At 37.3% G+C, this 19,489-nt stretch carries 16 protein-coding genes and 1 tRNA gene; 14 read left to right on the forward strand and 3 right to left on the reverse strand.

The window, feature by feature from the left end; translation table 11 throughout:
* The first annotated feature begins 69 nt into the window (after positions 1–69).
* Both AC4MRQ_RS11060 and AC4MRQ_RS11065 read left to right on the forward strand, forming a co-directional pair.
* Positions 70–143, forward strand: a tRNA-Asp gene (locus tag AC4MRQ_RS11060).
* A 41-nt stretch (positions 144–184) separates the two neighbouring features.
* Positions 185–466, forward strand: a complete 282-nt coding sequence (locus AC4MRQ_RS11065; protein WP_491197738.1) for a GIY-YIG nuclease family protein — start codon at positions 185–187, stop codon at positions 464–466.
* 83 nt (positions 467–549) lie between these two features.
* Here the strand turns inward: AC4MRQ_RS11065 and AC4MRQ_RS11070 are convergent, their stop codons facing one another.
* Positions 550–1,641: a gamma-glutamyl-gamma-aminobutyrate hydrolase family protein gene (locus tag AC4MRQ_RS11070; RefSeq protein WP_491197739.1), complete on the reverse strand. Its 1,092-nt coding sequence runs from the start codon at positions 1,639–1,641 to the stop codon at positions 550–552.
* Positions 1,642–1,877: 236 nt separating this feature from the next.
* Here AC4MRQ_RS11070 and sucD point away from each other — a divergent pair, with 236 nt between their 5' ends.
* From sucD to AC4MRQ_RS11110, 8 genes are all read left to right on the forward strand, one after another.
* On the forward strand, positions 1,878–2,750 hold the full coding sequence (gene sucD, locus AC4MRQ_RS11075) for a succinate--CoA ligase subunit alpha (RefSeq protein WP_491197740.1): 873 nt from the start codon (positions 1,878–1,880) through the stop codon (positions 2,748–2,750).
* Positions 2,751–3,223: 473 nt separating this feature from the next.
* Positions 3,224–3,970 carry a 3-oxoacyl-[acyl-carrier-protein] reductase gene (fabG, locus tag AC4MRQ_RS11080; protein ID WP_491197741.1) on the forward strand — a complete coding sequence of 249 codons (747 nt, stop codon included), beginning with the start codon at positions 3,224–3,226 and terminating at the stop codon, positions 3,968–3,970.
* A gap of 667 nt (positions 3,971–4,637) precedes the next feature.
* Positions 4,638–7,349, forward strand: a complete 2,712-nt coding sequence (locus tag AC4MRQ_RS11085) for a TonB-dependent receptor (protein ID WP_491197742.1) — start codon at positions 4,638–4,640, stop codon at positions 7,347–7,349.
* Between the two features lie 45 nt (positions 7,350–7,394).
* A complete protein-coding gene (locus AC4MRQ_RS11090) occupies positions 7,395–8,591 on the forward strand; it encodes a beta-helix domain-containing protein (protein ID WP_491197743.1) in 1,197 nt (398 codons plus the stop codon).
* Between the two features lie 179 nt (positions 8,592–8,770).
* Entirely contained in the window at positions 8,771–9,937 is a 1,167-nt protein-coding gene (locus AC4MRQ_RS11095) for an iron-containing alcohol dehydrogenase (RefSeq protein WP_491197744.1), read from the forward strand.
* 278 nt (positions 9,938–10,215) lie between these two features.
* A complete protein-coding gene (locus tag AC4MRQ_RS11100; RefSeq protein WP_491197745.1) occupies positions 10,216–11,256 on the forward strand; it encodes a DUF6340 family protein in 1,041 nt (346 codons plus the stop codon).
* Positions 11,253–12,662 (forward strand): D-alanyl-D-alanine carboxypeptidase/D-alanyl-D-alanine endopeptidase, encoded by a 1,410-nt coding sequence (gene dacB / locus AC4MRQ_RS11105; RefSeq protein WP_491197746.1) that lies wholly within the window; start codon positions 11,253–11,255, stop codon positions 12,660–12,662. Before AC4MRQ_RS11100 ends, dacB begins: the two co-directional genes overlap by 4 nt.
* 31 nt (positions 12,663–12,693) lie before the next feature.
* The gene (locus AC4MRQ_RS11110; RefSeq protein ID WP_491197747.1) at positions 12,694–13,836 is read left to right on the forward strand and encodes a DUF819 family protein; all 1,143 of its coding nucleotides are present in this window, start codon (positions 12,694–12,696) and stop codon (positions 13,834–13,836) included.
* Here the strand turns inward: AC4MRQ_RS11110 and omp85 are convergent.
* Complete coding sequence (gene omp85 / locus AC4MRQ_RS11115; protein ID WP_491197748.1) at positions 13,833–15,176, reverse strand: Omp85 family outer membrane protein; 1,344 nt, start codon at positions 15,174–15,176, stop codon at positions 13,833–13,835. The genes AC4MRQ_RS11110 and omp85 overlap by 4 nt on opposite strands.
* Before the next feature lie 202 nt (positions 15,177–15,378).
* Between omp85 and AC4MRQ_RS11120 the strand changes: the two genes are divergently transcribed.
* The 3 genes from AC4MRQ_RS11120 to AC4MRQ_RS11130 all read left to right on the forward strand — a co-directional run bounded on the left by AC4MRQ_RS11120 (position 15,379) and on the right by AC4MRQ_RS11130 (position 17,273).
* Positions 15,379–16,149, forward strand: a complete 771-nt coding sequence (locus tag AC4MRQ_RS11120) for an amidohydrolase (protein ID WP_491197749.1) — start codon at positions 15,379–15,381, stop codon at positions 16,147–16,149.
* 98 nt (positions 16,150–16,247) lie between these two features.
* The gene (locus tag AC4MRQ_RS11125) at positions 16,248–16,502 is read left to right on the forward strand and encodes a hypothetical protein (protein ID WP_491197750.1); all 255 of its coding nucleotides are present in this window, start codon (positions 16,248–16,250) and stop codon (positions 16,500–16,502) included.
* A gap of 138 nt (positions 16,503–16,640) precedes the next feature.
* Positions 16,641–17,273, forward strand: a complete 633-nt coding sequence (locus AC4MRQ_RS11130) for a TonB family protein (protein WP_491197751.1) — start codon at positions 16,641–16,643, stop codon at positions 17,271–17,273.
* Between the two features lie 7 nt (positions 17,274–17,280).
* Here the strand turns inward: AC4MRQ_RS11130 and AC4MRQ_RS11135 are convergent, their stop codons facing one another.
* Positions 17,281–17,685 carry a hypothetical protein gene (locus tag AC4MRQ_RS11135; protein ID WP_491197752.1) on the reverse strand — a complete coding sequence of 135 codons (405 nt, stop codon included), beginning with the start codon at positions 17,683–17,685 and terminating at the stop codon, positions 17,281–17,283.
* A 736-nt stretch (positions 17,686–18,421) separates the two neighbouring features.
* Between AC4MRQ_RS11135 and pta the strand changes: the two genes are divergently transcribed.
* The gene (gene pta, locus AC4MRQ_RS11140; RefSeq protein ID WP_491197753.1) at positions 18,422–19,426 is read left to right on the forward strand and encodes a phosphate acetyltransferase; all 1,005 of its coding nucleotides are present in this window, start codon (positions 18,422–18,424) and stop codon (positions 19,424–19,426) included.
* The last annotated feature ends 63 nt before the right edge of the window (positions 19,427–19,489 follow it).

Raw genomic sequence — 19,489 nt, forward strand, 5'->3', positions numbered from 1 at the left:
GCCGGCCTGTCACGCCGGAGGTCGCGGGTTCGAGTCCCGTCCAGACCGCTTGTTTTAACTTCAATTTTAGGTCTGGTAGTTCAGCTGGTTAGAATGCCGGCCTGTCACGCCGGAGGTCGCGGGTTCGAGTCCCGTCCAGACCGCAAAAGCTCATCTTTACAGATGGGCTTTTGTTGTTTTATAGATGCATTACTTTGTTTATATAATTGAAAGCTTTGCGGATGGGACATACTACAAAGGCTCCACGAAAAATCCATTCGTAAGGTTAGAGCGCCATAATAATGGAGAAAGTAAATATACTTCCCAAAAAGTACCTTGGAAGTTGGTTTATGTCAGAAAGTTTGAAAGCAAAACCGACGCATTAAGAGAGGAATTGAGGCTAAAGAAAACTAATAGGAAATACTTGAGTTGGCTTATTTCATCTGATTCGAATGAATTATCCCAATTCAAAAGAATGCTGGATTAGAATACTGACCTGTCATCCAGACCGCAAAAGCTCATCTTTACGGATGGGCTTTTGTTGTTTTAGGAGCTTTGTGAATAATTGTACTAAAGTTCTTGTAGTATATTATTAATTGCCTTCCAGAATTGAATATGAAATTGCATGCTTTTTTCATCCAGGTAATCATCCAGGTATTTGGGTTGATCATTGGGTTTAATCTGGTATTTCTTACTCTTTAGGAAATACTGAGCCCGTTCAGGATGAAATTGTACACCAAATACATTTGGATAGTGTGAATGAAAAATACCTTCAATGATTTTACCATCGCTTGATGTAGCAGCTACCTCAAAGCCTTTACCTAATTTTTCTACGGCCTGATGGTGATAACTATTAATAATAGGTTCCAATTCAGTAGACACCTGTGTCATGTTCGGAAAGAAATAATCTTTAAAGCAAATGCGATGGAAATGCGAACCGGATAAATTTAAAGAAGAGTAGGTATCCATTTTAGCATAGAAGTTGCGATGAATTTCTTCACAATCGAGGTGTTCCAGACCTTTTGTCTCATCACTACAAAAAACTTCCGAAGAAATATCCTGAATGAGAGTTCCTCCTGAAGCAATATTCATTGTTTGCATACCAAGGCAGATACCAAATAGTAAGTACTCTGTATTTTGCTCAAGTAAAGGCTTGTATTCAATGTTTTGATATCCGCCAATCAAGTGATAAATAAACGAAGCTTCAAAGTAATGTCGAAAGGGATCTGTAACAAGCGTGCGAGGGTGAGCTTCTTCTCCGTATATATGTGGTGGAATATCTGGCCCACCAAAAAAGATAACACCTTCACTTTCTCTAAATAACACTTCAAAAGTTGGAGTGATGTTATTGGGGCAAAATAGACTATCAGTTACAAGTGTGTCCTTGATTTCATAAAGTTGAATGTTGATATGGCTAAGAGAATCTATCACTGTTTGAGATTTTGCGTAATTATAGACTTCATCTTTGTGATAAACCCCTAATAATTGTGTTGTTGATAAATCAAGTAAGCTATTTTCATTTAGGGTATTTAGAACCTCAATGGTTGAGACTGTGGGGTGAGCGATTAAGATGCGCTTGGTTAAACTGTCAGGTAGCGCTTCGATTACCTGAGCGTATGTATAAGTCGATATTAATAGTAGTATGAAGGTAATGGCTCTCATGTTGGTTGTTTTATGTGTAAAATTATAAAATCGTTTGGAATCAAAGGGATACAGATTCTAATTATTACAGAATTCTTTACACTATAGTTGATATTACAAGTTGTTGACAGGAATGTAATAATCTTAAAAAATGATGAAAATCCAAAAACGTAAAACAAACGGCCTAGATTTCGGTTATCTACATTAAGAAATATTTATACTCTTAAAATAATCGCTAATTAAAATCTATTTACCCTATGAGCGTATTAGTAAATAAAGACTCAAAAGTTATTATACAAGGATTTACCGGAAGCGAGGGGACATTTCATGCCACTCAAATGATTGAATATGGAACCCATGTGGTTGGTGGTGTAACGCCAGGAAAAGGTGGAACAGAGCATTTAGGACTTCCTGTTTTTAATTCCGTTTCAGATGCTGTTCAAAAAGTTGGAGCTGATGTAAGTGCCATTTTTGTACCACCTCCATTTGCGGCAGATGCAATTATGGAAGCGGCTGAAGCAGGAGTAAAAGTGATTGTTACTATTACTGAAGGTATCCCCACGGCTGATATGGTAAAGGTTAAAGCTTATATGGAAGGGAAAGATGTGCGGTTAGTCGGACCTAACTGCCCTGGTGTCATAACAGCTGAAGAATGCAAGGTTGGCATAATGCCTGGGTTTGTATTTAAGAAGGGAAGGGTTGGTGTAGTTTCCAAATCAGGTACTTTAACTTATGAAGCAGCCGATCAGATTGTAAAGGCCGGACTAGGGATTTCAACGGCTATCGGAATTGGGGGGGACCCCATAATTGGTACAACTACCAAAGAAGCTGTTGAGCTGTTTATGAATGATCCAGAAACGGATGCTGTTATAATGATAGGTGAGATTGGAGGTACAATGGAAGCTGATGCAGCTCGTTGGATAAAGGAAAACGGTACTAAGCCTGTAGTTGGGTTTATTGCTGGACAAACAGCACCAAAAGGTAGAAGAATGGGACACGCCGGAGCTATTATTGGAGGAAAGGATGATACGGCAGCTGCTAAAATGACGATTATGAAAGAATGTGGGTTACATGTTGTTGAATCACCTGCTGACTTAGGCGCTACAGTGGTAAAGGCATTAGAAAACTAGAAGTTATGTAATTAGTTGTAGATGTGAATTATGAAAGCACCCGATGATTAATAGTCATCGGGTTGTTTTTTATAGTGAGACTAAGTCAAGTCACGAGTAATTCTAAAATAAGTAACCTGCATGTGTAGCTAGTTCGCAAATGAGTATAGTGTATCAACGCTTCTGGATGGAGTTTCGACTAATGGGCATTTTGTCGATAGTTGTATGAACCACTTCAGAAGAAGATGCCATTAAACTGGTCGCATCAGATAATGTTGGTGAATCTTCTCCAAGGCTTTATGCATGTCTTTTACATTCAAGTCCGCATTTCAACAAAAAAAATAGCGAAAAGCTAAGAATTGTTCTATTTTTGTCCGGTTAAGTTTGAAACAGATAGTTGATGATATGTCTTAGCTATCAAGTTTTAACACATTAATTTATTGTAATGATGAACAGGTCATTGAAAAGGTTCATCAAAACTTAAATAATAAAATATGAAGTTACTAGAAGGAAAAACGGCTATTGTAACTGGTGCTGCACGAGGCATTGGTAAAGCAATTGCTATCCGATTTGCACAAGAAGGTTGTAATGTAGCATTTACTGACTTAGTAATTAACGAGACTGCAGAAGAAACACAAAAAGAGCTTGAAGCACTTGGTGTGAAGGCTAAAGGTTATGCTTCTGATGCCAGTAATTTTGAAGATACTCAGAAAGTAGTGGCTGAAATCGCCAAAGATTTCGACTCTATCGACATTTTAATTAATAACGCTGGTATTACAAAGGATACATTGTTAATGCGTATGACCGAAGACCAGTGGGATGCAGTAATTAATGTAAACCTTAAGTCGGTATTTAACTTCACCAAAGCTGTTCAGCCAACCATGTTGCGTCAGCGCTCAGGCTCAATCGTTAACATGAGTTCGGTTGTGGGTGTTAGTGGTAATGCAGGTCAGGCTAACTATTCAGCTTCTAAAGCAGGTATGATTGGTTTTACTAAATCAATCGCTAAAGAGCTTGGTTCGCGTGGTATCCGTAGTAACGCTATTGCACCGGGTTTCATTATTACTGAGATGACTGGTAAACTGCCTGAAGACGTGAAGAAGGATTGGGAACAGAAGATTCCTTTGAAGCGTGGTGGTACACCTGAGGATGTTGCTAACATCTGTGTATTCTTAGGTTCTGATCTATCAGCTTATGTGAGTGGTCAAACCATTCATGTTTGTGGCGGTATGAATATGTAATCATTTATTTGATTTTGATATAAAGGGTAGCCTTCGGGTTACCCTTTTTTGTATTTTGACCATTGCACCAAAACAATTTGGCAGCGTGCCAAAAAATAATCAGTCATAAATTCTTGACTTTTATTAACATCTACCTGTTTAGAAGTGTTAACTAAAAAGTAACCGAGCCGATATTTCATTTTCCTTCGTGAAAAACTACATGTTTTTTTACCTGTTAATTTAAAGTTATCTTAACCTTTAATGTCATGACTTTTACTGTTATTTGACTTATTTCTCATATTAACTTTCATTTTTTCAATACCCCATATTATTGTAAATAATCGTTTTTTGAAACAGCCATTTGGTATAAATAACTGCCGTGGGTTAAGAAAGTTAATGACATCACCATTTTTAGCTTAGCTTTATTGGTATTGGAATAATAACGAGTTAAAGACTTTTGATCGCTTACAATTACTCTGATTATTAATAAAAGAAATAACGATTTGTTACTAATAATGTGCAATGTGCAGATTAATAGTGCTTTATGTGTTTTGAATGGGTTTTGTAGGTTACCAGAATGTTAAGTGCTTATTATTGCATTTTTAATTGACACTTCTTAACCAAGCTTGGTTCAATTTTGGCAAACAGAGAGCCGTGAAATTGAAATAATTGAATCAAGAAATTAACTATGCAACTTAAATTAAAAATTTGGACCATCCTTTTAATTATATCATGTAATGTGATGGCCCAAACTGGAATTGTTACAGGAAAAGTTACCGACCTTAATACAGGAGAAGAGTTGGTTGGGGCTACCATTTCTGTTGAAGGAACCGTTATTGGTACCATCACCAATTTTATGGGTGATTTTGAAATGCCACCTCTTGAGCCTGGTGTGTATAATATAAGGTGTCAGTATATTTCATATGAGCCCGAGGTTTTTGCCAATGTTAAAGTCAATGAGGATAACCCGGTGGTCCTCGATATTAAACTACGCCCTGCCGAACTCGATTTGGGTGAGGTTACAGTAGTGGCTAAGGCCAATCGTGAATCAGAAAACTTACTGCTTTTAGAGCAAAAGAAGGCCGTAATGGCCAAACAATCCATAGGAGCCCAGGAGTTATCGCGCAAAGGGGTTAGTGATGCTGAAGGAGCTGTAACTAAAATGTCGGGTGTTAATAAACAGGAAGGGGTTAAAAATGTATTTGTCCGTGGCTTAGGCGATAGATACAATGCCACTATGCTTAATGGTTTCCCGGTACCTTCCGAAGATCCGGAATATAAAAATATATCGCTAGATTTCTTTGGGTCAGATGTTATTCAATCCATTGATGTCAATAAGGTATTTAACTCAGAAGGTCATGGCGACGTGGGTGGAGCAATAATCAACGTTAACTCAAAAGAGTTGACAGGCGATGGCGAATTCTCTATTGGCGGTTCTTTGGGAGGTAACATGGCTACCATAGGCAATAGTTTTATTTCGCCTGATGGAGTTAATGGTGTTGGTTATGCAAAAAATCCGGGAAGTGCTACAAGTGACTCATGGGGATTTAATAACAAGCTAAATCCATCAAGAAATAATTTTACCCTTAATCAATCATTTAACTTCGGCGGAGGAGCTTCGGTTAATGATAAATTGAACTATTATGTGATTGGTAATTACGACACGGATTTTTTCTCCAATGAAGGGGTGGTGAGAAGCACAGCTACAAATGGTAGAATCGATGAAGATTTTGACTATGAAAAATACATCAGAAGTACGTCTCATATGTTGGGTGGTAATGTTAATTATCAGCTAAATATGGATAACTCAATTTCCTTTAACACACTATATATTCATACCAACCGTGCATATTACGGAACGTATGAAGGCTATGATGCTGAAATTGAAAACCGGGGAGGAAACGTGGGGGATAATGCTTATACAATACGTCAGCAAGTGAATGACAATACGTTATTAGTTAATCAATTGTATGCCGATTTAAAACTAAGTTCGCGTTTAACCTTCAAACCTGGTGTTTCAGTCAATTATATTGCAGGTAATGAACCCGACCGTCGAATCAATCGCATGATTGTAGACCAGAATGATGAAATGCTACGCTTTATGACCTCACAAACGTCGCAGCAACGATTCTTCTCCGCACTGAGAGAAACAGATGCAAATATGCGTGCAGAGTTTGAATATAGCCTGAAGGATGATGGCATCTCAAAGCTGGATTTTGGGTATAAAGGCAGGATTACCAACAGAGAGTTTGAGGGAGATGTATATGGTATGGAAGTTTACAATCGTGGTGTTGCTTTTCACCGAAATAATATTGATCTGGATTCATTCTTTAATGCAACCAATCAGGGAGTGCCACGCGACCCGTCCTCTGGCGATTTCTACATTGACGTATATGAAAATGAATATTCGGTATCATCCTATATTCATAGTGGATTTGTAAATGGAACCTATCAGCTTTCACCTCAGCTAATTGTATCAGGTGGTGTGCGGATCGATATGGTTGACTTTTTAGTGGATTATCATACTGTTGAAGCTGGTGTCGGCAGTGCCTCCATTAACGAGTTGTATGTTTTACCAAGCATCAACAGTAAATACAGCTTCAGCGACAAAAACTCATTGCGTTTAGGATTGAGTAAGACTTACACCATGCCGCAGGCCAAAGAAGTTGCACCTTTTGAGTACACCGGTGAAACATTCAGAAGTCAGGGTAACCCTAATCTGCAGCCTTCGCAAAACTATAATGTGGACTTAAAGTACGACTTCTACCTTTCCAATGATGAAATATTTAGCGTAGGAGGATTCTATAAGCACATTATCGATCCGATTTCCAGAATTGAAGAGCTGTCAGCAGCGGGTTTTCTTACCTATCGTAACATTGCAGATTATGCAACCGCCGCCGGATTAGAAGTTGAGATACGTAAAAATATTTATAAATATCAATCAGACCATGTAAGTAAAAAGCTGGCATTAGGAATTAACGGTTCATATATCTATACACATGCCGAGCTAGGTCGCGATGATGAAAATATTCCTTTTACTAATTCAAGCAGTCAGCTGGAAGGAGCTGCTCCTTTAATTATAAATACCGACCTTACCTATAGCTATAAAAAGGGAGCTAGTGCTTTTACAGCAGCTATGGTCTACAATTATACAAGCGATAAGTTGTACACCGTCGGAACCAGTGGATTTGAAGATACCAATGAAACTGCGGTGGGAACTCTGGATTTTATAGCAACAGCCAAATTAAATAAACATTGGGGCCTGAACATCAAAGCTCAGAACTTGCTGAACCCTGAATATAAAATAACCAGGGAACCTTATTCTGGAGGTGAGCCGGTAACCTTGATGAGTTTTCGCAAGGGTGAGGCAATAAGCATAGGCGTGTCTTATACATTTTAAATAAAACTTCAATAATTACATTATTAACTCTATTATTTTATACTTATGAAAAAGTTTTTATTCAGCCTTTCAGCGGCTGCGATACTTCTAACAGCATGTAACAACGACGATGACAAAATTACTATCGAGAGAGAGGGTGAGCTTAAAGGTAATATCACAGCTGATAGAACTTTAAATGCTGACACTACTTATCTATTAACCGGTACATTAAGTGTTAAAGAAGGTGCCAAATTAACCATTCCGGCCGGAACTGTTATTAAAGGCTCCACAAGTGGATCAATATCGGCAGCTTATTCAAAATACATTATTGTTGAGAGAGGTGCTCAGATTGATGTACAAGGTACAGAAGATCAGCCTGTGGTAATGACTTCAGAAGATCAGTATCCGGGCGGATGGGGTGGTCTGATAATAAATGGATACGCCCCAATCTCAGGTGCCAACGAGGATCAGGCACTGAACGAAGGATCAACCGAGGTTAATTCAAACATCAAGTACGGTGGTGACCAGGAGAATGATAACTCGGGTTCGGTTCAGTATTTAATTCTTGAGTATACCGGTGCTAAATCATCTGAAGATAAAGAGCACAATGGTTTGACACTTAACGGTGTTGGTAATGGAACTACTGTAGAAAATATCTATGTAAAGCATGGTGCGGATGATGGTATCGAATGGTTTGGTGGTTCTGTTAATGTGACTAACCTGTTAGTTGTCAATTCAGATGATGATATGTTTGATGTCACAGAAGGATGGACTGGTACGCTTGACAATGCTTATGGTATCTGGGAACCGGATTTCGTATCGTCAGAAGGCGATCCGCGTGGTGTTGAAGCAGATGGTAATCTTGATGGCAATGGCCCAACACATTTTTATCAGTCGGACTTTACAATGACCAATATTACCATTGTTACAAATGCTGAAAATTCAGATGATTCAGGAGAAAATGGTTTCGGTGGCTTAATGCACGATGCATTGAAAATCCGTCGTGGAGCCAGGGCTACAATCACCAACTGTATAGTAAAAGGTATTGGTACTATTAGAGATCTGGTAGATTTAACCGACCAAAAGGGTTATGCCGCTGATGGTACTTCCATTGAGTTAAACTATGCCGATTTAGCAACTGATTTAACCGGCGAGATAATCAATGGTGAAGGTGAAGTAAACGCTTCTATTAACGTTGAAGCAGCAGGGCTAACCGGATGTGATACATCAGTATTCGGATGGACCGGGTATAGTTTTAATTAAGAACCAGATTCCAGTAATTCAAATATTTCAACTTTCAGGGTGCTCAACGGAGCACCCTTTTTGTGTAAAAAATTAAATAAACTGCGAAACACTTATGTTTGTTGTTGAATATTTACTGAACTTGATTTTAAATCTTAATTATGGTATTATTTTTGTGAACAAACGTTAAAATCTTCAACATGCGGAATTTTACTTATCAGGCCTCAACGAAAATACTTTTCGGGAAAAATCGTATTATAGAAGTAGGACAAGAAATATTACCGTATGGTAATAAAATACTTCTGGCATATGGCGGTGGGTCCATCAAAAAAAGTGGTGTGTACGAAAAGCTGGTGAGCATTCTTCAGGCCAGTCAAATTGAATTTGTTGAGTTGGCAGGTATTCAGCCTAATCCGCGTATTGAAAGTGTACGAGAAGGTATTCGCTTATGTCGTGAACATCAAATAGAGTTTATTCTTGGAGTTGGAGGAGGAAGTGTGATCGATTGTATCAAAGCAATATCTCTCGGTGTAAATTACGATGGTGACGCCTGGAATTTTTACGAAAGAAAAGCCAGTGTTGGAACTGTTCTCCCAATCGGAACAATATTAACGTTGGCAGCAACTGGTAGTGAGATGAACGGTAATACCGTCATATCAAATGAAGCGACACAAGAAAAGCGCGCGACAGGTCATGATTCTTTGCGACCAAAATTCTCAATACTGGACCCGACTTATACATTTACAGTCAATAAGTGGCAAACAGCTGCAGGAGTGGTTGATGTAATGAGTCATATCTTTGAGCAGTATTTTACACTAGATAATGGAACTTTGCTGCAGGATACATTGGCTGAAGGTATTTTGAAAACCTGCATTTATTACGGACCTGTTTTACTTAAGGACCCGGAGAATTACGAAGCGCGTGCCAATATTATGTGGGCCTCGAGCCTCGCTCTTAATGGACTTACCATAACAGGAAAGGTGGCCGGTGATTGGGCTACACATGCCATTGAACATGAAGTTAGCGCTATATATGATTTAACACATGGTGCTGGTTTGGCGATCATATTTCCTGTTTGGATGCAATATGTACTGAATGAGAAAACAGCTCAAAAGCTAGCTCAGTTTGCTCGAAATGTTTGGGATATTAAAACTAAAGATAACCAGGAAGCAGCCCGCGAAGGTATTGCCAAAACACGAGACTTTTTTGTAAGTTTAAGTATGCCGGCATCATTGAAAGATGTAAATATTCCAGGTGATAGAATTGAGGATATGGCCGAAGGAGCCTGTAAATTTGGCCCCGTAGGTATGTTTAAAAAACTTGAAAAGAAAGATGTAAGTAACATTCTTAATAAAGCACTGATATAATCAGACAGTAAATACTAATTGTGAATATTGACTAGATAAATCACTAATATGCTAAGCAAATAGTATAGTTGATAAATAATTACCCGATGAAACGAACATGTAAATTTGATTATCCTAATTGGCATATTGGAGGATGATCAAATTTATTTAAGAGTTCCATATGACCTTTGAAAATAAATTTAATCATATGAAACGAGCCATGAGAAAAAGCTTCTCACACAGGAGCATGACAAAATTGGCGAGTTCCATGTGACAAATAAAAGTCAAATTAAAGACACATGAAAAGAAACCTACTCCTAAGTACCCTTTTAGTCATTATCATTATGTCCTGCCAAACCTATGAGGTAATGCATTATGATGTGCTAAGGCCTGCAAGCTATTCAGTTCCTCCTGAGATTAAATCATTAGTTATCGTTGATAATGCTTATCCCTATAATGCGGATAATGCGCACAAGGCCATTGTAGTAGGTGATGAAGTAAGGTTAGATACGGTACGGGTCGACTCTTTTTCAACCATTGTTATTGATCAGCTTAAGGAAGAAATGTTAATACGGAATTTCTTTGATACAGTTTATGTGGATTCAACAAAGTATAACACCATAGAAAGCGGTAAACAATATCAGGCTTTGCAGCAATCGCAGATAATTAATATTTGTAACCGCTATAATGCCGATGCTGTATTGTCATTGGCTGGTATCGCGTATGCAACCGATATTGAAGTTCATAATATGGGGTATGAGTATTATTCAACGATGGACTTAAGAGGATTGACATTCTGGCGTATGTTTGATGGGTATTCAACGGAAGCCTTATATAGCAATATTCATCGGGATACATTATATTGGGATGGTGTTGGTGATGAGGTGAATGCCTCTGTATCCACATTTCCTGCGATCAAAGAAGCAGTTGTTGAGTTGGGGCATTATCTGGGTTATACATTTGCCAATGAACTGGTGCCTTATTGGGAACCGGTTAAGCGTCGTATTTATATTGCAGGAAATCAGCATTTTGTTAATGCTGCTGAATGGTTGAATAAAGGTGATCGATATGAAGCTGAAAAAATATGGGGTTTTATTTATGAGCATGGTACAATCAAAGAAAAAGGAAGGGCGGCCAGCAATATCGCCCTGTCAATGGAGGCGAGAGGAGAGCTAAAATTAGCTATGGAATGGGCTTACAAAAGCTACGATGCTTTCAGTGCGCAGGGATTTCTTGGTAATGGTGATGCAACAAAGGTAGCAGGTCAATTATATACCGATCTGGCCAGGCGTTATCGTGAGAATAATTTGTTGGATGAACAGTTGGGAGGGAGCGAATGAATTTGAAAATATTGTTTGCCTGGTTACTATTGTCGGCCTGTGGCCTCCAAAGTACGGATCAAAACGACAAAAAACTAAATAAATCATTAAGTATTACACAGTATGGCGCTGTTTCTGTTCTGGCCATTGATATTTCCACGAAGGAGGTCTTCTTGAGCAAAAATCCTCAACAAAGGATGACACCCGCATCATTAACCAAAGTATTAACGAGTGGTGCCGCATTGGATGTGTTAACTCCTGAGTTTAGGTTTGAAACTCGTTTTTATCTAAAGGAAGTAGATGAAGGAAGTGTTTTATTGGTAAAGGGTGGTGGTGATCCAACCTTGGGTTCTGATCGTTTTGAAGAAAGTGTTTCAGATAAGATTTTTAAACAACTACTAGTAGACTTAAAAGAACAGGGAATTGAATCTTTGCATAAGATATGCGTGGATAATTCTTGTTATTCAGGAATAAAACAACCTTCCAAACGTTTGTGGGAGGATATAGGAAATTATTATGGAGCTGTACCCAATGGACTAAGCTATCGCGAAAATACTTTTCATATAACCATGCAATCACCCGAAGTTGTAAACGCACCGGTAAAAATTATTAAAACAGAACCAATTGTTGATTTCCAGATTAATTGCTTGGTTAAGAGTGCAGATAATTCAAAGGATAGTGCGTATATATATGGCAATGCAATGATGGATGAGTGGTATGTGAGCGGCACTATTCCGCGAGATCGAAAGGCTTTTACTATAAAAGGTGCACTTCCTCACCCTGAATTGTTTTTTGCAAATGATTTGCGTCGTTACCTCGAAACAAATGGAATAGAGATCGAAGATATTGAGAGTACATCTTTAGATGAGGAGGAAGGATTAAATCATGTATATACACATTATTCACCTAAGCTAAATCAGATTATTTCTGTTGTTAATAAGACAAGTCACAATCTGTTTGCAGATCATTTGCTTTATGCCATTGCCGAAAAGGAATATAGTCAGGCGGATTGGGATAAAGGAACACTAGCTCTTACTTCATATTGGAAGAAACATATATCTGAGTTTACAGGACAGTTTTATGATGGTAGTGGACTGTCGCCATTTAATACATTTAGTGCAACAGATATGGTCAATGCATTAGTTTATTTATATCAATCACCTCGAAATGATGAATTCATAGAAAGTTTATCAATCGCCGGAGTCGATGGTACTTTAAGGAGTATTTGCAAAGAACAAGAGTATAAAGGAAAGTTGTTAGGAAAAAGTGGCTCTATGAATGGCGTATTAACTTATTGTGGATATATCAATACAAATGAAGGCCGGACGCTTGCCTTTTGTATGATGGCCAATCGCTTTACAGAACCTTATAAAGCTGTACGGACTAATATGGAACAATTGATGAAAGAATTGATCGACCAAAATTAAAGTTTAGTATTTTTGGGTCAAATTCTCACCAATGGCAAATGTTTTAGTTGGTTTTTTGTATGTCGCATTACCGGCATTCGTTCTTTTCTTGTGCAATAAGTATCAGTTTTTAAATCGCATTGGTTCCATAGTGTTGTGCTATGTGATTGGCTTGGCCCTTGGTGTTTCAGGACTGTCGGCCGATAGTTTTACAGAAATGCAGGAGCTCATTATGAATATCACAGTTCCAGTGGCAATACCACTATTGTTATTTTCATCAGATGTCCGCTCCTGGAAAGATATTGGAACAAAGCCGTTTTATTCATTATTGTTTTCGTTGCTTGCTGTTTTTGTAGCCGTTACATTGGGTTTTGTGTTATTTAATAGTGGAGATATCAGTGAATTTCATAAAGTAGGTGGTTTGTTAGTTGGTATTTATAGTGGCGGAACACCTAATTTAGCCTCGTTAAAGATGATTTTAGATGTGGATGACGAGATTTATCTGGCTGTCCACTCTTATGATATGGCTATTGGGGCCGTATATCTGTTTTTTCTCATGGGGTTTGGTCAACGCATCTTTCAAAGGGTTTTACCAAAATATATAGGAAACTCATCAGCCAACTATGCAGAAGAAAGTGTGGTGGGTTTGAAAGATATCATAAAAGTCAAATCAAAATTAAAGCCTCTTTTGTTGGTACTGTTAGTGACAGTGTTGATTGTTGCTGTTGTCGGAGGAGTTATGATGCTTGTACCAGAAAGTGTTCAAATGGTTGTATTTATATTTCTAATAACAGCAATGGGTATTGGAGGATCATCTGTTAAGCGAATTCGAAAAACAGAGGGTACTTTTGAATTGGGAATGTATCTTATTTTGATTTTCAGTATAGTAGTTGCATCAAAAGTGCAGTTAGGAAGTTTGACAGATATTAATCCATCAGTTTTTGTGTATATATCCTTCGTTGTATTTGTTGGATTGTTTCTTCACGTATTATTGGCTCGATTCAAGAGAATTGATGCAGATATAGTTATAATTACATCAGCAGCGCTGATTTGCAGTCCGCCTTTTGTTCCGGCAGTTGCTGGAGCGTTACGAAATCGGGCTATAATAGTTCCGGGTATCACCATTGGATTGATTGGTTATGCTTTGGGTAATTACCTTGGATACCTTATGGCTATGGTGTTGAAACTTTTTTAAAATAAATAGTTAAGTGTGATGTAGAGACCAGATGAACCATCTTGATCATTGGTCGCAATTCCATAATCAGCTGACAACACAAAGTTCTCGTTTAGAGCAGCTTTAAGACCAAGTCCATAACTGAAGTGAGGTTTATCCTTCAAATCATTAAAATATAAATGATAATCCCCTTCTAATTCGTTCTTAGCTATAGATTTATCGATTTTGTACTCTTGAGTGACCAGACCCATATCGATAAAATAATTAGTTCCCAGATAGAAGTTTTGTTTGAACAGTTTAGTTTGCCACATTTTCCAACGAAGCTCTACATTTGTTAATAGATTTCCGTTTCCAACAATTCGGTTACGGTTGATGCCGCGAAGTGTTTTTGATCCTCCCAGACCTTGGGAAGTTGCAGATGTCAAAACGCTGCTGGCCATATGCGGAAGCAGGTAGAACGGAATAGTACCACTTAGCTTATGTTGCCAGCCAATCCGGTAAGCAGCAATTAAGTTACGCTTGTTATTTAGTGCAAAATACTGCCTGTGAAACAGGTTGATTCTTGTAAAGTGACTGTTGTGACTTGATAAGAATGCTGGCATGGATGATAGAAATAACTCAGTCCAAAATCCTTTGCTGGGGTTAGCTAAAATATCACGAGTATCATAAGAGATACCAACTTTTAAATATGCATGTCTCCCACCATTTGCTTCCTGGGTAGAAATTAGGTTCCAATCAAGATATTTGTCGTAAAGGCCATCAATCTCAGGTAATTTGTCTTCCTCATCCTTATTTTTATTAAGTCGATCAATATCAACCGATCCAATGTTAAAATTAAAATAAACCATACCGGCCATCCATTCCCACTGTGGATGATCATCTCTGATTTTTCCCTTAAAATTTGTCATGATGCGAAACATCTCACGATGATGTCGGTAGAAAACACGAGATTGGTAATCTTCGGATGTATCATCTTCCCATGCTGAATTATATACGGCATCTCTTCCATTAAAACCGTAAAAATCTAATGCCAAATCTCTGAACCATGTCAGATCAGCTGTTGTTCTTACGTTTTTAATAAATATAGGGGAGTCGTAATAAAATCGTAATAATGTAGAACCGGCTGAGTATTTTGAATACTCAATATATAACGAGTGATTGTAATCAGGATAGTTAGTACCATCACCATACCAGTATAAGTTTGTTAGTCCTCCGTATTGAAATCCTAAATCAGCATCATAAGAGATTGCCGGCAGTATACCAAATGTAAAGCCTTCTTTACGGTAGGTCGTGTCAGCTTGGGAAAAAAGAGGTAAGCATAGAAACAGGCCGAATAAACTAAATAAGATTCTTCTTTTCATAGTGGTGTTTAAAGGATGCCTAAAGGTAACCGGAATTTTCATTTAATAAAAAATCCCACTTGTCACGCCCAAAGCAGAATCAAAAAGGGGAATAATGGATCGGAACAGTGAAAAGCCTATAAGAGTTAAGGCATTCACAAATTATAGGCTTTGGTGTTTACCAAGGAAAAATTATAATTTTGTACTGCTTAATTAAACCGAAATGAATCTAAAGGTAGCTGTTGTTCAATTTGATATTGCGTGGGAAGATACAAGTGAAAATATATCGTATCTCGACAAGCTTTTGGAATCAATCGAGACGGATACAGATGTAGTTATTCTGCCAGAAATGTTTCATTGTGGTTTTAGTATGTCGCCAAAAAAGAATGCACAACAAGAGGGTGGAGCTGTTTTAGAATGGATGAAATCTCTGTCTATAAAGAAAGAAGTGGTTGTAGTTGGTAGTGTAATCGTAGAAAGCAAAAATGAACATTATAATCGTTTGTATGTTGTTGATGACAATAATATAGAATGGTATAATAAACGTCACCTGTTTTCGATGGGAAGCGAACATTTACATTATAAAGAGGGCGATCAGCGATTAATTGTTAATGTTAGAGGTTGGAATATTTGCCCTATGATCTGTTACGATTTACGCTTTCCTGTATGGAGTAGAAATACTAATGGAGATTATGATGTTCTTGTTTATGTAGCGAACTGGCCTGCTTCACGTTCATCAGTTTGGAATACATTATTAATGGCCAGGGCAATTGAAAACCAATCTTATGTGGTTGGAGTTAATCGTGTGGGTGAGGATGCACAGTGTGAGTATTTAGGCGAAAGTCAGGTTATCAATGCGAGAGGGGAGAAGGAGTTGTATATGTCAAATGAAAGTGCTGTTATGTATGCAGTGTTAGATAAAAATAAGTTAATATCCTTTCGAAATACTTTCCCGGTTTTAAATGATGCTGATGACTTTAGCTTAAAGATTTGAACGCACGAGAAGTGCATGTTAATTATATACTTGGATAATAAATAAGATTGTATTATTTTTAATATTAACTAATATCGGGAAATATAAATAATTTGGATATGAAAATTTTCACATTGCAGGTGCCAGATGAGAAAGTGAAATTCGTTAAGGAATTAATGAATAACTTGGATATCAAGTGGAATATTGCTAAAGGAGGTGTTGATAAGTCGCTACTGGATCCGGTTACAGATTTACCAAATCCTAAAGCATATATGCTTGATGAGGAAGCTCGTAAGAATGCTGCTAAATTAAGAGAGGAAAGCCTGAAAGATGTTATAAGTCGTATTGAAACGATGCGAAAAGAGAATCCATAATTAATAGATGTAATTTATCTTTGTGGTATAATTATTGCTTGAATATTGTGCAGTTATTTCTAATGTAGTTAATACCGAACTTGCGTGATGTTTGGAATCAGACAGCATAAGTAAAGGTTTAACCTAATAATCATAAGCATGAAAAATTCAAGTAAATTATTATCGTTGTGCACTATTTTCTTCTTGTGTGCAATTATGGTAACAGGTCAGGAAAATATATCTGATCTGAATATTTATACCACAGTTGATAAAATGCCGCGTTTAAAAGGAGCCGGTAATGACATCAGTCGACATATTCGTAAACAGATAGATTATAAAGATGCCTATAAATTACAAGGTGTTGAAGGGGATATATGGGTAAGCTTTGTTATTACTTCTTTGGGTGAGGTAGTAAAAGTGGAACTTGAAAAAGGCATTAATCCTGAATTAGATGCGGATGTGGTTGAGGCTATTAAGTTAACTCGTGGATGGAAACCGGGTGTTCTTAATAAAGAAAAAGTAAATACACAGATGAGGTTACCAGTTCGGTTTTCGCTTTCTAATTCAGAGCGTCAAATGGCGCAATATCTGGAGAGTTTGAATTCTGTTGGCAAAAAGCCTTTATTTGTTCTGGATAATAAACCAGTTGACGGATTGGTTCAGATCGAAGATTATAATGTAGAATCGATTCGTGTGATTAAAGGTGAAAAGGCCATTAAATTATACGGTGATGCCGGAAAGGATGGAGTTGTTGTTATTACTTCAAAAAGAGGAACACCCCCTTTGTATTAGTCAAGATTTAATCTGAATCTCTGGCATCAAAATAACCTTCGCTAATATTTGATTCTCTATAGTTTCCTCTTTTGTTTAGTGGATTAACATCCCCTTTGCAAAACGAAGGAAGTACTTTATCATCTATATCAGTAAAATCATATATCGTTTTACTTTTTCCTGTGTGTTTATTGGTTCTTATAACTTTATAACACTTAAGTTTTGCATGTTGATCAGTGTCATAGCAGCATAAATGATATGGTTCATAACTTCCGCAATGGCAAAGATCCCTTTTGTTCAGAACGAATACTTTGAAAATATATTCGGGATAGAAATAATTGTAGATAGCAACAAAAGGTTTTAATATTGATGATAAGATATTGATAATGATTTTATCACCGATAAACACGTTGCTTTTACTGCTTTTTTTCATTCAAGTATTTAGTTGGAAAATTGAATGATTGAATTTATCTAAAATCAAGTTTCTGCATAATCAATTTTAACAAATTGGCTTATCAGGAGAAAGAGTTTCCTTGCTTTTGAGATGATATTTTTCTTTGCTGGCTTTTATGTGATTCATTTAGTTGTTCATACTTATTTGAAATTTGTTGTTTTGAACAACTGCATTTTTCATGTTCGCAATGTTTTACTGTGAGTTTTTTCATAAAAACGATAAAAACCCTTTTCTTTGTAGCCTCCTTCAGGAAATTGTTCAGCTAGCATTTCCAAGTATTAACAAGTGTATGATTAAAGATGTGGAGAGCAACTTGGTTGCTAATAGCAGATTTGATATTACTTTAATTAAAGCTTGTTGATCTGATTAATCGTTAAATTTAAGGCGTGAATTGTCTGAGAATAATTAATTAAAAAAGTGATGATAAGAACTTATGCTTTCCTTTTCAAGGTTGGAAAGAAAAGCATGAAATATTATTACTTACAAATCGTAAGTTCAGTCGTGATTAGTCGTTAAAAAGTAGGACTTTTTATTTGATTGTATGTGATTGGAATAGCTAATAAATGTTAATTTAATATGTGAAAGGAGAGGTGGGCGATATAGCGTGCTATTTTCTGTTTTTAAACATCTTAAATTAATGATAAAAGACATGTGAATAATGCGAATTTCAGCGTAGATTTGCAGCAAATTGATAATTATAACTTTTAAAGACAAAATGGAATTTATTAACCAACTTAAGCAGAGGGCAAGCGAAAATAAAAAACGAATTGTTTTGCCTGAAAGTTTAGAAGAACGCACACTTCGTGCGGCTAATACGATTTTAACCGAAGGTTTTGCTGATGTGATCCTTATTGGAAATCCTGATAAAGTTAATGAAGCGGCAGCTGGTTTTGGTTTAGATAGTATTGGTAAAGCTACAATTGTTGATCCCGAAGGTTATGATAAGATGGAAGCTTATGCTGACATGATGGTGGAAATCAGAAAAAATAAAGGATTAACAAAGGATGAAGCTCTTAAGTTGATTAAGAACCCACTTTTTTTGTCAGTAATGATGATAAAGGCTGGAGATGCAGATGGTGAAGTGGCTGGTGCAGATAATGCAACTGGTGATGTGCTACGCCCGGCATTTCAATATGTAAAAACAGCACCTGGCATTAGTGTTGTTTCTGGTGCTTTTATTATGATTTTGAATGATCAGCAGTTTGGAGAGAATGGTATGATGGTTTTCGCAGATTGTGCTGTTCACCCAAATCCGACAGCCGAAGAATTGGCAGAAATTGCAGTTGCAACAGGACGTACCACAAAAGCAATAGCAGGTTTCGAGCCAAAAATCGCTATGTTAAGCTTCTCAACCAAAGGTTCTGCTAAGCACGAAATGGTTGACAAAGTAGCGACAGCAACAGAATTAGCTAAAAAAATGGCACCGGATTTAAAAATTGAAGGTGAGTTACAATCTGATGCAGCTATAATTCCTGAAATCGGTCAGAAGAAAGCCCCGGGATCTGAAATTGCCGGTAATGCTAACGTGCTGGTATTCCCAACTTTGGAGACCGGAAATATTGCTTACAAATTAGTTCAGCGTATGGCAAAAGCAGAAGCAATAGGACCTGTTTTACAAGGTATGGCTGCTCCTATTAACGATTTATCCAGAGGATGTTCGGTGAGTGATATTGTAAACTTGGTTGCAATCACTGCTAATCAGGCAGCAGGAAATATGTAGAAGATAAGCCGGTTAAGCCGGCTTTGTTATTGAGTGCAAATACTTTATTATAAAAACCATTAA

Source organism: Carboxylicivirga sp. (assembly GCF_982718395.1).

What these genes read in the sequence shown, in the direction of transcription:
- fabG (WP_491197741.1), top strand. Translation starts at nt 3,224, where the DNA reads ATGAAGTTACTAGAAGGAAAAACGGCTATTGTAACTGGTGCTGCACGA.
- AC4MRQ_RS11090 (WP_491197743.1), top strand. Translation starts at nt 7,395, where the DNA reads ATGAAAAAGTTTTTATTCAGCCTTTCAGCGGCTGCGATACTTCTAACA.
- AC4MRQ_RS11110 (WP_491197747.1), top strand. Translation starts at nt 12,694, where the DNA reads ATGGCAAATGTTTTAGTTGGTTTTTTGTATGTCGCATTACCGGCATTC.
- AC4MRQ_RS11100 (WP_491197745.1), top strand. Translation starts at nt 10,216, where the DNA reads ATGAAAAGAAACCTACTCCTAAGTACCCTTTTAGTCATTATCATTATG.
- AC4MRQ_RS11135 (WP_491197752.1), bottom strand. Translation starts at nt 17,685, where the DNA reads ATGAAAAAAAGCAGTAAAAGCAACGTGTTTATCGGTGATAAAATCATT.
- AC4MRQ_RS11070 (WP_491197739.1), bottom strand. Translation starts at nt 1,641, where the DNA reads ATGAGAGCCATTACCTTCATACTACTATTAATATCGACTTATACATAC.
- pta (WP_491197753.1), top strand. Translation starts at nt 18,422, where the DNA reads ATGGAATTTATTAACCAACTTAAGCAGAGGGCAAGCGAAAATAAAAAA.
- AC4MRQ_RS11120 (WP_491197749.1), top strand. Translation starts at nt 15,379, where the DNA reads ATGAATCTAAAGGTAGCTGTTGTTCAATTTGATATTGCGTGGGAAGAT.
- omp85 (WP_491197748.1), bottom strand. Translation starts at nt 15,176, where the DNA reads ATGAAAAGAAGAATCTTATTTAGTTTATTCGGCCTGTTTCTATGCTTA.
- AC4MRQ_RS11065 (WP_491197738.1), top strand. Translation starts at nt 185, where the DNA reads ATGCATTACTTTGTTTATATAATTGAAAGCTTTGCGGATGGGACATAC.
- sucD (WP_491197740.1), top strand. Translation starts at nt 1,878, where the DNA reads ATGAGCGTATTAGTAAATAAAGACTCAAAAGTTATTATACAAGGATTT.
- AC4MRQ_RS11095 (WP_491197744.1), top strand. Translation starts at nt 8,771, where the DNA reads ATGCGGAATTTTACTTATCAGGCCTCAACGAAAATACTTTTCGGGAAA.
- AC4MRQ_RS11085 (WP_491197742.1), top strand. Translation starts at nt 4,638, where the DNA reads ATGCAACTTAAATTAAAAATTTGGACCATCCTTTTAATTATATCATGT.
- AC4MRQ_RS11125 (WP_491197750.1), top strand. Translation starts at nt 16,248, where the DNA reads ATGAAAATTTTCACATTGCAGGTGCCAGATGAGAAAGTGAAATTCGTT.
- dacB (WP_491197746.1), top strand. Translation starts at nt 11,253, where the DNA reads ATGAATTTGAAAATATTGTTTGCCTGGTTACTATTGTCGGCCTGTGGC.
- AC4MRQ_RS11130 (WP_491197751.1), top strand. Translation starts at nt 16,641, where the DNA reads ATGAAAAATTCAAGTAAATTATTATCGTTGTGCACTATTTTCTTCTTG.